Origin of the sequence: Pseudomonas graminis (genome assembly GCF_013201545.1) — a bacterium.
In the GTDB taxonomy this organism is placed as follows: domain Bacteria; phylum Pseudomonadota; class Gammaproteobacteria; order Pseudomonadales; family Pseudomonadaceae; genus Aquipseudomonas.
This window is the reverse complement of the sequence record NZ_CP053746.1, coordinates 4,977,212-4,993,017: the sequence shown is the minus strand read 5'-3', so window position 1 is coordinate 4,993,017 and position 15,806 is coordinate 4,977,212. Positions and strand designations below refer to the sequence as shown.

Here is a 15,806-nt window from a genome sequence, read left to right as displayed (position 1 = left end):
GCTGGAAGATGCCGGAATTGGTCTGCTGCTGAGCCACGATGCGGTGATCGACGATCTGCCGGTTGTGGAAGGCCTGCAGGTGGTGAATCTGAATCATCTGGCGTTGACGTCTTATCCCGTCACCGCGCCTAAGGTTGATCTGCACCCCGAGCAACTGGCCTACATGATTTACACCTCGGGCTCGACCGGTAAACCCAAGGGCGCGGGCAACACTCACGCGGCGCTGTTCAACCGTCTGGCCTGGATGCAGGACGCTTATTCCCTCGACACCACCGACGCGGTACTGCAAAAAACGCCATTCAGTTTCGACGTGTCGGTCTGGGAGTTCTTCTGGCCGTTGATGGTCGGCGCGCGTCTGGTTGTCGCTCAACCGGGGGATCACCGCGATCCGCTGGTGTTGAAGACGCTGATCGAACAACAGCAGATCACCACGCTGCACTTCGTCCCGTCGATGCTCGGTGCCTTCATGGCTCAGGACGATCTGAGCGGCTGCGCCTCCCTGAAACGGATCGTCTGCAGCGGCGAAGCGTTGCCTGCCGAACTGGCGCGGGAAACCCTGCAGCGCCTGCCCAACGCCGGCCTGTTCAATCTGTATGGCCCGACCGAAGCGGCCATCGATGTCACCCACTGGACCTGCGTTGATGAACCGGGCGCTTCCGTACCCATCGGCGCCCCCATCGCCAATCTGCAGATCCACATCCTCGACAGCCGTCTCAACCCGCAACCCGTCGGCGTGCCGGGCGAGCTGTACATCGGAGGTGACGGTTTGGCTCGCGGCTATCACCTGCGTCCGGGCCTGACTGCTGAACGCTTTGTCGCCAGCCCATTCGGTAAAGGCGAGCGCCTGTATCGCACCGGCGATCTGGCCCGCTGGCGCGCCGACGGTGTAGTCGAATACCTCGGCCGTCTCGATCACCAGATCAAGCTGCGCGGCTTGCGCGTGGAAATCGGCGAAATCGAAGCGGCGCTGCTGGATCACCCAGCGGTCAGCGAAGCCGTGGTCATCGCCCGTGAACTCGCCACCGGCATGCAGCTGGTCGGCTATCTGGTCGCCGACGATTTCGACGATGAACACCTGCGGATCCAACTGAAACAACGCCTGCCGGACTACATGGTCCCGGCGCACTTCGTCACCCTGGACAGCCTGCCGCTGTCGGCCAACGGCAAGCTCGACCGCAAGGCACTGCCAGACCCGCAGATCCAGCAGCGTGCCTTCGAAGCGCCGCTGTCTGGGGTCGAAACCCAGCTCGCCGCGCTGTGGCAAGACCTGCTCGGCGTCGCGCAAATCGGTCGCCAGGACAACTTCTTTGCCCTCGGCGGCGACTCGATCCTCAGCCTGCAAATCATTTCCCGCGCTCGCAAGGCCGGCATCGTGCTGTCGCCCCGGCAGATGTTCGAACGCCAGACCATCGCCGAGCTGGCCCAGGTCGCTCAGGTGGTCAGTCAGGAAACGCCTGCGGTTGAGCGCATCGAGCTGAACCGCGACATCCCGCTGACGCCGATTCAGCACTGGTTCTTCCAGCAGCCAATGCGCAACCGCAGCCACTGGAACCAGTCGCTGCTGTTGAACCCGAGTGAAGCGCTGGACCTTCCGGCGCTGACCCAGGCCCTTCACGCGCTGGTAAACCATCACGACGCCCTGCGCATGAGGTTTGTGCAGCAGGACAACGGCCAGTGGCAGCAACGCTATCGTGCAGAGCTTTCTACTGACGAGCAGACCCGAAACGGCCTGGTCTGGCAGCGTGAAATCCCTCTGAACGAGCTGACCGCAGCCTGCGACGAAGCCCAGGCCAGCCTCGATCTGAGGGACGGCCCGTTGCTGCGCGCCGTGCATTTCGCCCTGGCCGAAGGCGGCGAGCGTCTGTTGCTGGTGGTGCATCACCTGGTGGTCGACGGCGTGTCGTGGCGCACCCTGCTGGAAGACCTGCAAAACGCCTACACCCAGGCGCAAGCGGGCCTCACCCTCGACCTCGGCGACAAGACTGCATCGTTCCAGCGCTGGGCCAACCGCCTGCTGGATTTCGCCTACAGCGACGCCGTGCTGGCGGAAGCTGATTACTGGCGCAATCTGCCCTCGGCCGCCGCATTGCCTTGCGGCAATCCCCAGGGCGAAGCGCGACAAGGCAATGTGCGTCAGCTGCATTTGCAACTGGACGCTGCTCGTACCGAAAAGCTGATCAGCGAGGCGCCGGCGGCGTACCGCACGCAAATCAACGACCTGCTGTTGACCGCGCTGGTCCGTGCAATGAAGCGCTGGAGCGGCGAAGCCCAGGCGATGATCGCCCTGGAAGGCCACGGCCGCGAAGACCTGTTCGACGGCGTTGATCCGGCGCGCACCGTCGGCTGGTTCACCAGCCTGTACCCGGTCAGCCTGCACGCCCACGACGACCTCGATGCTGCACTCAAACACACCAAGGAAACCCTGCGTGCCGTGCCCAACGGCGGGCTCGGTTATGGCCTGTTGCGCCACCTGCGTGGCGAAGCGTTGCCGGCGCTGGACGGCTGCGTGCTGTTCAATTACATGGGGCGGCTGCAACACAGCTGCGGGCTTTTCAATCTGGCCGAGGAGGGCAGCGGTGCCCAGCGCGCCGCCGATGCGCCGCTCAATGGCGAGCTGTCCATTGATGCGCGAATCCGTGGCGGCCAGTTCAGCCTGACCTGCAGTTTCAGCGGCGAGCGCCATGAGTCGGCGTCGATTCAACGCCTGCTTGATGCCTACGGCGAAGCGCTGGACGAGGTGATCGAACACTGCCGCCGCCACGCTGCGGTCACCCCCTCGGATTTCCCGGCGCTGGCGTTGACTCAGGTGCAACTCGACGCACTGCCGGTCGCCGCCTGGGACATCGAACAACTGTACCCGCTGACCCCGATGCAACAAGGCCTGCTGTTTCACACCGAGCTGAGCGGCAGCGAGGTCGTCGACACCGGCAGCGCCCGCGACCTGTACATCAATCAGGTCGCGCTGGACATCGAGCACCTGCCGGTGGCGCGCTTCACATCGGCGTGGGCGGCGGCGGTTCAGCGTCATCCGATCCTGCGTGCGGCGTTCCTGCGCGTGCCTGGCAGCGAACAGCCGGTGCAGTTGATCCGTCGTGATGCGGCGTTGGTGGTGCGGGAGCTGGACCTGCGCGACAGCGATCAGGTATTGACCGATGTATTGGCGAACGAGCGTGAAGCCCCCTTCGACCTGCACGCCGCGCCGCTGATGCGCGTGCTGCTGGTTCGCCAAAGCGAGACGCTGTGGAAACTGGTCTGGACCTTCCACCACATTCTGCTTGACGGCTGGAGCAGTGCCGCAGTGCTGGGCGATGTGATTCAGGCGGCAATGTCCGACGCCACGCCGCAACCCGCCGGGCATTACGCCGACTACGTGGAGTGGCTGCTGAGCCGCGATGCCGAGGGCAGCAAGACCTTCTGGCAGAACCATCTCGCCGGCTTCGACCAGCCGACGATGATGGCGGCGGCGCTGACCGCGCCGACCTCCAGCACCGGCGAGCCGCTGCCGAATCAGGTGCGGGTCACCTCCATGGATCTGAACAGTGAACTGCTGAACAGCGCCGCCCGCCGTCAGCGCGTGACCGTCAACACGCTGATTCAAGCGGTCTGGGTCCTGCTGTTGCAGCGCTACACCGGGCAGCAGCGGGTCGCGTTCGGCGCCACCGTGTCCGGTCGTTCCGCGCAGGTGCCGGGCATCGAGCGCATGCTCGGGCTGTTCATCAACACCCTGCCGCTGGTGCAGGCGCCGCAAGCGCAGCAGAAGGTCGGCGACTGGCTCAATGACCTGCAAGCCCACAACCTGGAACTGCGCGAGCACGAACACACGCCGCTGTTCGAGGCCCAGCGTTACGCGGGCCACGCCGGCCGTGACCTGTTCGACAGCCTGCTGGTGTTCGAAAACTACCCGGTGGACGCGGTGCTGCGGGACAAGCAGGCCAACGGTGTCAACCTGGGTTCCGTCGAACTCAGCGACAAGACCCACTACCCGTTGAGCCTGGCGGTGGTGGCGGGCGAGCACGCCCACGTTCACGTCAACTACCACAGCAACGTGTTCAGCGCCGAACAGATCGAGCGTTTGTGCGGGCATTTTCAGGCATTGCTGGACGGCCTCTGCCGCTTCCCCGAGGCGCGCATCGGCGAGCTGTCGATGCTCACCGAAGGCGACATCGACGCCATGCACGCCTGGAACACGCCGCCGTTTTCGCCTTACGTGGATCGGCCGATTCATGAGCTGATCGCCGACCACGCGCGTATCCGACCTGACGCCATCGCGCTGGTCCATGGCGAACAGCGCCTGACCTTTGCCGAGTTCGACCGTCGTGCCAACCAACTGGCCCACGCGTTGCGGGCCCGGCGCATTGGCACCGAAGTGCGGGTGGCAATCGCGATGGAGCGCGGAATTGATCTGTGGCTGGCGTTTTATGCCGTGCTGAAAGCCGGTGGCGCCTACATTCCGCTGGACCCGGATTACCCGACCGAGCGCCTGCGCTACATGCTGGAAGACGGCGGCGTTAAGTTGCTGATCAGCCATGACGCGGCGCTGGATCGCGTGCCGGTGGGTGATGTGCCGCTGCTGAATATCGACCAACTGGATTGCTCGTCCGAGCCGGTGACAGCGCCGGATGTGGTGATTCATCCGCAGCAACTGGCCTACCTGATTTACACCTCAGGCTCGACCGGCAAGCCCAAAGGTGCGGCCATCGCCCACGCCGACATCTCGATGCACATCCAGACCATCGGCGAGCGTTACCGCTTTACCCCGGAGGACCGCAAGTTCCACTTCCTGTCGATCAGCTTCGACGGCGCCCACGAAGGCTGGATGATGCCGCTGTGTTACGGCGCTCGCGTCGTGCTCCGCGATCAGGAATTGTGGAGCGTTGAGCAAACCTACGACACGCTGATCCGCGAAGGCATCACCGTCGCCTCATTCCCGCCGAGCTACCTGCGTCAGCTCTCTGACTGGGCTGGGGTGCAGGGCAAGGGGCCGGGGGTGAAGACCTACTGCTTCGCCGGCGAAGCCTTCAGCCGCGAGATGCTTCACGACGTGATCCGCAATTTGCAGCCGCTGTGGATCATCAACGGCTACGGCCCGACGGAAACCGTGGTCACACCGACCTTGTGGCTGGCCTCCGCCGAGACCGCTGATTTCAACACGGCCTACGCGCCGATTGGTGATCTGGTCGGCGATCGTCAGGGCTACGTGATGGACGCGGACCTCAATCCGCTACCCCAGGGCATTGCCGGTGAGCTGTACCTCGGCGGTGCCGTGGCGCGGGGTTATCTGGATCGTCCGGGCGCAACGGCTGAACGCTTCCTGCCGCACCCGTTCCGCGCCGGTGAACGCCTCTACCGCAGCGGCGACCGCGTTCGCCTGAACAGCGAGGGGCTGCTGGAATACCTCGGCCGTATCGACCACCAGATCAAAATCCGTGGCTTCCGCATCGAGGCCGGCGAAATCGAAGCAGCACTCAAGGCCTGCGACGGTGTGCGTGAGGCGCTGGTGATCGTCCGTGACAAAGGCAACGGCAAGCAGTTGCTCGGCTATGTCGGCGGCAATGACCTGTCTGAAGACAGCCTCAAGCAGCAGCTGAAAAACACCCTGCCGGAATACATGGTGCCGGCGCACATCGTGGTCATGGAACGCCTGCCGCAGTTGCCCAACGGCAAGCTCGACCGCAACGCGCTGCCTGACCCGCAGGTGATCTCCAGCGATTATCAGGCGCCGCAAACGGTGCTTGAACAGCAATTGGCGGCGCTGTGGCAGCCACTGTTGGGCATCGACGCCGTGGGCCGCAACGATCACTTCTTCGAACTCGGCGGCCACTCGCTGCTGGCGATGCAGCTGATCTCCCGGCTGCGTCATGAGCATCAATTGAGCGTGCCGTTGCGGGTGCTGTTCGACGCGCCGCGCCTCAGTGATTTCGCCCAGCGCATTGCGAATTTGGCATCCACCGAGGCCAGCCAACTTGAGCTGACCCCACGCCGGCAGGCCCTTGCCGTGCAGTCGTTTTCCCAGCAGCGCTTGTGGTTCCTCGATCAGCTGCAACCCGGCGGCCACGCCTACAACCTGCCGGGCGCCGTGCGCTTGTGCGGCGAATTGAACGAGGCTGCGTTGCAGGCGGCCTTCGACGGCCTGGCCGCGCGCCATGAAGTGCTGCGCACGCGGTTCCTGACGGTCGACGGCGTGCCGATGCAACAGGTCGAGCCTGCCCGGTCCGTGCAGATTGAGCGGATGGATATCCGTGATGAAGGGGATGTCGACGCCGCGTTCAACACCCTGGCCCAAAACTTCGTCAGGCGCCCCTTCGATCTGTCGAGCAGCCCGGTCTGGCGGCTGGCACTGGTGCGTGTTGCAGACGACGAACAGCGTTTGCTGCTGTGCCTGCACCACCTGATCTCGGACGGCTGGTCAGTGCGCGTGCTGCTGCAGGAATTCTGCGAGCTGTACCGCGCGGCCGTGGAAAACCGCGCGCCTAACTTAACGCCATTGCCGGTGCAATACGCCGACTTCGCCGCCTGGCAGCGCCAATGGCTGGCGGCGGGCGAGGGCGAGCGACAGCTGAACTACTGGCGCGAGCAACTGGGGGACGAGCACCCGGTGCTGGAGCTGCCCACCGATCGACCGCGTCCGCCCCAGCAGAGCTATCGCGGTGATCGCGTGCTGTTCGCCTTCGATGCCGCATTCAGCCAGCGCGTGCGTGAGTTCGCCAGACAGCAGGGTGTTACGCCGTTCATGGCGATTCTGTCGGCTTACCAAGTGTTGCTCCATCGCCTGAGCGGGCAGAACGACCTGCGCATTGGCGTGCCCATTGCCGGCCGTTCGCGGCTGGAAGTTGAAGGGCTGATCGGCTTTTTCGTCAGCACCCAAGTGCTGCGCGCCGAGGTGTCTGCCGAGCTGAGCTATTGCGAGGTGCTGGAGCAGGCCAAGGCGCGGACCCTCGGCGCGCAAGCCCATCAGGACTTGCCGTTCGAGCAATTGGTCGAAGCGCTGCAACCTGCGCGCAGCCTGAGCCACAACCCGTTGTTTCAGGTGGCCTACGACCATCAGCAGCAGAACTTTGAATCCCTGTCAGGTCTGCCCGGCCTGCGCGCCGAGGTGCTGCCGCTCGACGACGGCAGCAGCCAGTTCGACCTGGCGCTGAACACCTTTGAGGACGCCGAGGGCGGGGTGGGTGGGTCGTGGACTTACGCCACGGATCTGTTTGATCACGGCAGCATCGAGCGTTTGCATGCTCGCTTTGAGCAACTGTTTGCCGAGTTGATCGGGCGGCCGGACGCGGCGATTGGCGACTTCGAGTGGCTGGATGCTGAAGACCGTGCGCGGTTGGCGTTGGTCAATGACACGGCGCGGGATTGGGATTCCGAGCCATTTGTTCATCGGCAGTTTGAGCGGCTTGCCCAGACGCATCCGGAGCGGGAAGCCTTGCGCTTTGGCGAGGAGGTGTTGAGTTATCGCGAGCTGGATCAGCGTGCCAATCAGCTGGCGCATTACCTGCGGGAGCAGGGCGTAGGGCGGGAATCGTTGGTGGGCGTGGCGGCGTTGCGTTCGGTGGAAATGGTGGTTGCGCTGTATGCGGTGCTCAAAGCCGGTGCTGCGTACGTGCCGCTGGATCCCGAGTATCCCGCTGATCGTCTGCTTTACATGCTCGAGGACGCAGGGATTGGTTTGTTGCTGAGCCACGATGGGGTGATCGCTGATCTGCCGGTTGTGGAAGGCCTGCGGGTACTGAATCTGGACCATCTGGCGTTGGCGGGTTACCCCGTCACGGCGCCTGTCGTAGAGCTGCGCCCCGAACAACTGGCGTACATGATTTACACCTCCGGCTCGACCGGCAAACCGAAAGGCGCGGGCAACACCCACGCAGCGCTGTTCAACCGCCTGGCCTGGATGCAGGACGCCTACGCACTCGACGTATCGGACGCCGTGCTGCAAAAAACGCCATTCAGTTTTGACGTGTCGGTGTGGGAGTTCTTCTGGCCGTTAATGGTAGGTGCGCGGCTGGTTGTCGCCCAGCCGGGGGATCATCGCGATCCGCTGGTATTGAAAACGCTGATCGATCAGCAGCAGATCACTACGCTGCACTTCGTCCCGTCGATGCTCGGCGCCTTCATGGCCCAGGACGATCTGAGCGGTTGTGCTTCCCTGAAACGCATCCTCTGCAGCGGCGAAGCTTTGCCTGCCGATCTGGCGCGGGAAACCTTGCAGCGCCTGCCGAATGCCGGTTTGTTCAATCTCTACGGCCCGACCGAAGCCGCCATCGACGTCACCCACTGGACCTGCGTTGATGAGCCGGGAGCTTCTGTGCCCATCGGCCGCCCGATAAACAACCTGCAGATCCACATCCTCGACAGCCGCCTGAATCCTCAGCCCATCGGCGTGCCCGGCGAGCTGTACATCGGCGGAGACGGCCTCGCTCGCGGTTACCATATGCGTCCCGGCCTGACCGCCGAGCGCTTCGTTGCCAGCCCGTTCGGCACCGGCGAGCGGCTCTATCGCACCGGCGACCTGGCGCGCTGGCATGCGGACGGCGTGGTGGAATACCTCGGCCGTCTTGATCACCAGATCAAACTGCGCGGCCTGCGGGTTGAAATCGGCGAGATCGAAGCGACGCTGCTGGATCACCCAGCGGTCAGCGAAGCGGTGGTCATCGCCCGTGAACTCAGCACTGGCATGCAGCTCATTGGCTATCTGGTCGCCGACGATTTCGACGAAGAACACCTGCGCGGCCAACTGAAACAGCGCCTGCCGGACTACATGGTCCCGGCTCACTTCGTCACGCTGGACAGCCTGCCGCTGTCGGCCAACGGCAAGCTCGACCGCAAAGCGCTGCCCGACCCACACATCCAGCAACGGGCCTTCGAAGCGCCGCTGGCCGGCGTCGAAACCCAGCTGGCCGCGCTGTGGCAAGACCTGCTTGGCGTCGCGCAGATCGGCCGTCAGGACAACTTCTTCGCCTTGGGCGGGCATTCGCTGCTGGGTATTCAACTGGTGGCGCAGATCCGCCGCGACCTGAAACGTGAGCTGCCCCTGCGTGCACTGTTCGAGTCGCCGGTGCTGGCTGACCTCGCTCACTACCTGAACACCCAGGCGGTCGCCGCAGCGATGCCGGTTCTGCAGCGTCGCACCGACCGGGAGTTCGCGCCGCAGTCCTTCGCCCAGCAACGCCTGTGGTTTCTCGCGCAGCTGGAGCCCGAGAGCGTCGCGTACAACCTGCCGTGCGTGCTGAACCTCAGCGGCGCGCTGAGACTCGATGCCCTGCAGCAGACCTTCGACGCCCTGGCGGCCCGTCACGAAACCCTGCGTACCTGTTTCCGCCCGTCCTCGATGCACGGCGGCGAAGCGGTGCCCCAGCAACGGATTTTGCCGGTCAGCAGCGTGCACATTGCCCGCCACGACCTGCGCGACAACGCTGCGCCGGATGCCGCTTTCGACATGCTGGCCGAGGCGTTCATGAACCAGCCCTTCGACCTCGACGCCGAGCGCGCGCCGTGGCGGGTAGCCCTGGCGCGGGTGGCGGACGATCAATGGCGCCTGTTGCTGTGCATGCACCACATCATCTCCGACGGCTGGTCGGTGCAGGTCATGCTCGAAGACTTCGCCGCGCTGTACCGCCGCTTCGCCCAAGGCAGCGACGTGCAGTTGGCTGAGCTCAGCGTGCACTACGCCGACTACGCCCGCTGGCAGCGCGAACACCTGAGCGGCGCCGAGCGCGAGCGCCAGTTGAACTGGTGGCGCGAGGCATTGGGTGACGAGCAACCGGTGCTGGAACTGCCGGCGGACCGTGCGCGTCCGGCCGACCGCGATGGCAAGGGCGGGCGCCACGCCTTCGTGCTGCCGCAAGAACTGGCCGACACGCTGCGCCAGACCGCGAAAACCCACGACGCCACGCTGTTCATGCTGTTCCTGGCCTCGTTCGACACCCTGCTGTATCGCCTCAGCGGCCAGCGCGACCTGCGCATCGGTGTGCCGGTGGCCGGCCGCGCCGAGGTGCAGACCCAAGGCCTGATCGGCTTCTTCGTCAACACCCTGGTGCTGCGCGCCCAGGTCAGCGGCGACCAGCCGTTCACCGCGCTGCTCGCCCAGGTCAAGGACAACCTGCTCGGCGCCCATGCCCATCAGGACCTGCCGTTCGAGCAACTGGTGGAAGCGCTGCAACCGGCGCGCAGCCTGAGCGTCAACCCGCTGTTCCAGGTCAGCTACAACCACCAGCAGCAGCCGGATCTGTCCCTGCTGCAATTCGACGGCCTGAGCTGCGAAGCCCGCCAGTGGGACATCAAGGGCGCGCAATTCGACCTGGTGCTGGGCACCTTCGAACACCGCGACGGCCGCATCAGTGGCTACCTCGATTACGCCTCCGACCTGTTCGACGCGTCGACCGTGGCGCGTTTGTTCGAGCAACTGGTCACGCTGCTGCGGGCGATCTGCGCGCAACCTGAAGCTGCCATCGGCGACTTGCCGTTGCTCGGCGAGACCGACCTGGCCGCGCTGGATCAATGGAACACGCCGCCGTTTTCGCCTTACGTGGATCGGCCGATTCATGAGCTGATCGCCGACCACGCGCGCATCCGACCTGACGCCATCGCGCTGGTCCATGGCGAACAGCGCCTGACCTTCGCCGAGTTCGACCGTCGTGCCAACCAACTGGCCCACGCGTTGCGGGCCCGGCGCATTGGCACCGAAGTGCGGGTGGCAATCGCGATGGAGCGCGGAATTGATCTGTGGCTGGCGTTTTATGCCGTGCTGAAAGCCGGTGGCGCCTACATTCCGCTGGACCCGGATTACCCGACCGAGCGCCTGCGCTACATGCTGGAAGACGGCGGCGTTAAGTTGCTGATCAGCCATGACGCGGCGCTGGATCGCGTGCCGGTGGGTGATGTGCCGCTGCTGAATATCGACCAACTGGATTGCTCGTCCGAGCCGGTGACAGCGCCGGATGTGGTGATTCATCCGCAGCAACTGGCCTACCTGATTTACACCTCAGGCTCGACCGGCAAGCCCAAAGGTGCGGCCATCGCCCACGCCGACATCTCGATGCACATCCAGACCATCGGCGAGCGTTACCGCTTTACCCCGGAGGACCGCAAGTTCCACTTCCTGTCGATCAGCTTCGACGGCGCCCACGAAGGCTGGATGATGCCGCTGTGTTACGGCGCTCGCGTCGTGCTCCGCGATCAGGAATTGTGGAGCGTTGAGCAAACCTACGACACGCTGATCCGCGAAGGCATCACCGTCGCCTCATTCCCGCCGAGCTACCTGCGTCAGCTCTCTGACTGGGCTGGGGTGCAGGGCAAGGGGCCGGGGGTGAAGACCTACTGCTTCGCCGGCGAAGCCTTCAGCCGCGAGATGCTTCACGACGTGATCCGCAATTTGCAGCCGCTGTGGATCATCAACGGCTACGGCCCGACGGAAACCGTGGTCACACCGACCTTGTGGCTGGCCTCCGCCGAGACCGCTGATTTCAACACGGCCTACGCGCCGATTGGTGATCTGGTCGGCGATCGTCAGGGCTACGTGATGGACGCGGACCTCAATCCGCTACCCCAGGGCATTGCCGGTGAGCTGTACCTCGGCGGTGCCGTGGCGCGGGGTTATCTGGATCGTCCGGGCGCAACGGCTGAACGCTTCCTGCCGCACCCGTTCCGCGCCGGTGAACGCCTCTACCGCAGCGGCGACCGCGTGCGCCTGAACAGCGAAGGGCTGCTGGAATACCTCGGCCGTATCGACCACCAGATCAAAATCCGTGGCTTCCGCATCGAGGCCGGCGAGATTGAAGCGGCGCTCAAGGCTTGCGACGGCGTACGTGAAGCGCTGGTGATCGTGCGTGACAAAGGCAACGGCAAGCAGTTGCTCGGCTATGTCGGCGGCAACGGTCTGGCTGAAGACAGCCTCAAGCAGCAGCTGAAAAACACCCTGCCGGAATACATGGTGCCGGCGCACATCGTGGTCATGGAGCGCTTGCCGCAGTTGCCCAACGGCAAGCTCGATCGCAATGCATTGCCTGATCCGCAGCTCGGCAGTCAGGCCTTCGAAGCGCCGGAAGGTGAGCGCGAAGTCGAGCTGGCGCGGATCTGGCAGCAATTGCTGGGCGTCGAAACCATCAGCCGTCAGGACAGCTTCTTCGAGCTGGGCGGCGATTCGATCCAGTCGTTGGCGGTCATCACCCGTCTGCGTCAGGTCGGTTTCAAGCTGCTGCCCAAAGACGTGTTCAGCCATCCGCGGCTCAAGGATCTAGCTTTGCGCTTGACGGTCATTGAGGCCAGCGCAGCGCTGTTGATCGAAGACGCGCCCACTGGCGAGCTGCCGTTGACGCCGATTCAGGCGCATTTCTTCGAGCAACCGATGAGCAACCGCGCGCACTTCAACCAGGCGTTGTTGCTGGACGTGCAGCGTTCCTTGGAGGCGCCATTGTTGAGCCAGGCGCTGGCCGCGCTGCTGAGTCATCACGATGCCCTGAACCAGAGTTTCCATCAGCACGCCGACGGTCGCTGGCAGCAGCAGTATCGAGCAACACCGGCAGCCGACAGTCTCTGGTTGCGTGACGTGGCCGACGACCGCGCCATGACTGCGCTGTGCGAACGGGCCCAGCGCAGCCTTGATCTGCAAAACGGCCCGCTGCTGCGCGTGGTGCTGGCGCAGATGCCGGAAGGGCAAAAACTGTTGCTGGTCGCCCATCACCTGGTGGTCGATGGCGTGTCGTGGCGGGTGCTGCTGGAGGATCTGGCGCGGGCTTACGCCCAGGTCGCTTCGGGCAGTGCGGTTGATCTCGGGCCGAAATCCAGCAGCTTCCAGCGCTGGGCGCAGCATCTGGTCGATGCGGCACAGGCGCCTGAGCGCCAGGCCGAAGTCTTGCAGTGGCGAGAACAGGTCGGCAGCACCGAGCCGCTCTGGCCGGTGGACCACCCTGAGGGCCGCGCCACGCAACAGGACCTTGAGCAGTGCGAACTGCTGCTGGACGCCGGCCTGACCCGTCGCTTGCTGCGCGAAGCCCCGGCTGCACTGGGCGCGCGCACCGATGAAATCCTGTTGGCGGTGCTCGCCGACGCGCTAAAGGGTTGGAGTGGCCAGTCCGACACGCTCATCGCGCTAGAAGGCCATGGCCGCGAAGCTCTGGCTGACGGCCTGGATGTGGGCCGCACGGTGGGCTGGTTCACCAGTCTGTTCCCGCTGCGGGTGCGTGCCGCTGCCGATATCCGGCAGTCCCTGATCGGGGTGCGCGACAGCCTGCGGGGCTTGCCGGACAAGGGCGTCGGCTTCGGCCTGCTGCGCTATCTGGGCAACGATTCGGCGCGCCCGTCACTGGCCGCGCTGCCGGAACCCAAGGTGGTGTTCAACTACCTCGGTCAGTTCGATCAGGACCTGGGCGATGGCCGCTTCTCGCCGTCGAAGGCCTCGGCTGGCGCGCTGGTCGACCCGTCCACGCCGCTGAACCGCGAGCTGGAAATCAACGGTCAGGTGTTTGCCGGGCAACTGGGGCTGACTTTCCGTTTCAGTGGTCAGCGTTACCAGCGCCAGACCATCGAACGCCTGCAAACGGCCTATCGCGAGGGGTTGGTGGCGTTACTGGAAAGCCTGCCGTCTGCGCAGCCGGCTGCACCGCAATCTGCTCCATCGCAAAGCCAGCCTGTCAGCCGCGACGGCGCGCCGAATCCGCTGATTCGTCTGAGCAGCGGCGCCAGCGACAAGCCGCCGGTGTTCTGTGTGCACCCGGTCAGCGGCACGGTGGTCGGCTACTACGCGCTGGCCCGGCGGCTGTCCGCGCAATGGGACGTCTGGGGCATTCAGAACCGTCAGGTGCTGGACGGCCAGTGGCGCGACAGTTCTATCGAGCAAATGGCCCGGGACTACGTCAAGGCGCTGCTTGAACAGCAACCGTCCGGCCCCTACCGGCTGATCGGCTGGTCCATGGGCGGAACCATGGTCCTGGAAATGGCGCGACTGCTGACCCGACTCGGCAAGCGCGTGGAATTCGTCGGCCTGATCGACGGCTACGTGCCGGGCGCCGGCCAGCCGCGTCCTGCGGTGCCGGAAAGCGTGGCCCTTGACGCTGTTGACGGCGATGAAGGCCTGGAAGCCGACGCCCACTGGCAACAGTTGCTAGGCGTTGAGCGGCATATGCGCCAGTTGGCCAATCAATGCCGCGAGATCCACGCCCTCAGCGTGCCGGTCTACGCCTGGTGGGCCGAGCGCTCGCCGGAAAATAACGATAACGCACCGGCTCTTCTGGAGCAGGGCATGGGTGTTCGCTTGCAGGTTTCGGCCTGGATCGACGCCGACCACCTTTCGATCGTCCGTGATCAGCTGTTCATCACTCAGCTTGCCGAGGCCCTCGCGCGAGTCAACGAACGCCCTCATTCCCACGATTTCCAGGAGCACGAACATGCATAGCCAACACAACGTGACGCCGATTGCCGCCCGCCACAGCGAGGCGCTGTCGAGCAGCCCGGACGCCGCCGTGGCCAACGCCGACTACCGCTTTGCGCCGACCCCGCGACTGGAGCGCCAGGCCGCCGTGGAATCCAACGCGCGCAGCTACCCGCGGCGCATCCCCCTGGAACTCAAGCGCGCCCAGGGCATTCACGTGCAGGACAGCGAAGGGCGCTGGTTCATCGATTGCCTGGCCGGCGCCGGCACCCTGGCGCTGGGGCACAACCACCCCGAGGTGATCCAGGCCATGCGCGCCACCCTGGACGGTCAGCGTCCGCTGCACACCCTGGACCTGATGACCGAAGCCAAGGACGACTTCATCAACGAGCTGTTCGCCCTGCTGCCGGCGGAATTCGCCAAGGACGCGCGCATTCAGTTCTGCGGCCCGGCCGGCACCGATGCGGTGGAAGCGGCGCTGAAACTGGTGCGCACGGCCACCGGGCGCAGCAACCTGATGGCCTACCACGGCGCCTACCACGGCATGACCCAGGGCGCGCTGGCGCTGATGGGCAACCTCGGGCCGAAGACCTACCTGGACGGCATGGCCGGCGGCGCGCAGTTCCTGCCGTTTCCCTACGACTACCGCTGCCCGTTCGGCGTCGGTGGCGAAGCGGGCGAGCGCATCGGCCTGCACTACATCGAGAACCAGCTGACTGACCCGGAGAGCGGCGTGTTGCCGCCGGCCGGGATGATTCTGGAAACCCTGCAGGGGGAGGGCGGTGTGGTGCCGACCTCGGCCAACTGGCTGCGGGAAATCCGCCGCATCACCCGCGACGCCGGGGTGCCGCTGATTCTCGACGAGATCCAGTGTGGTGTGGGCCGCACCGGCAAGCCGTTCGCCTTCGAACACGCGGGCATCGTCCCGGACGTGCTGGTGCTGTCCAAAGCCATCGGCGGCAGCCAACCCATGGCGGTGGTGGTTTACAACAAGTCCTTGGACGTGTGGAAACCGGGCTCCCACGCCGGCACTTTCCGTGGCAATCAGCTGGCGATGGTGGCCGGGTCCACCACGCTGCGCATCGTCCGCGAACAGCAGCTGGACCTGCACGCCGCCGCCATGGGCGAGCGCCTGATCGGGCACCTGCGCTCATTGCAGAAGGACTTCCCGCAGATGGGCGATGTGCGCGGCATGGGCTTGATGCTGGGGGTGGAAATGGTCGATCTCGACGGCCTCCCCGACGCCCTCGGCCACTTCCCCCACAGCGGTGCGATGGCCTCGACCATCCAGCGTGAATGCCTGCAGCGCGGCTTGATCATCGAAGTGGGCGGGCGGCACTCGTCGGTCATCCGTTTCCTGCCACCGCTGATCGTCACCGCCGCGCAGATCGACCAGATCGGCGACATCTTTGCCGCCGCCGTTTCAGCGGCTGTTAAACACCGTTAA

At 64.9% G+C, this 15,806-nt stretch carries 2 protein-coding genes (1 of these 2 cut by a window edge); both read left to right on the top strand.

The window, feature by feature from the left end:
- On the top strand, nucleotides 1-14,383 hold the 3' portion of the coding sequence (locus tag FX982_RS22215; RefSeq protein WP_254074851.1) for a non-ribosomal peptide synthase/polyketide synthase. Its footprint begins 1,802 nt before the window's first position; the window shows 14,383 of its 16,185 coding nt (coding positions 1,803-16,185); its start codon lies beyond the left edge, outside the window; its stop codon occupies nucleotides 14,381-14,383.
- Nucleotides 14,376-15,806, top strand: a complete 1,431-nt coding sequence (locus FX982_RS22210) for an aspartate aminotransferase family protein (protein ID WP_172612616.1) — start codon at nucleotides 14,376-14,378, stop codon at nucleotides 15,804-15,806. Before FX982_RS22215 ends, FX982_RS22210 begins: the two co-directional genes overlap by 8 nt.

Bases quoted from the DNA above. Each gene is read 5' to 3' on its own strand.
- FX982_RS22210 (WP_172612616.1), top strand. From the start codon at position 14,376: ATGCATAGCCAACACAACGTGACGCCGATTGCCGCCCGCCACAGCGAG.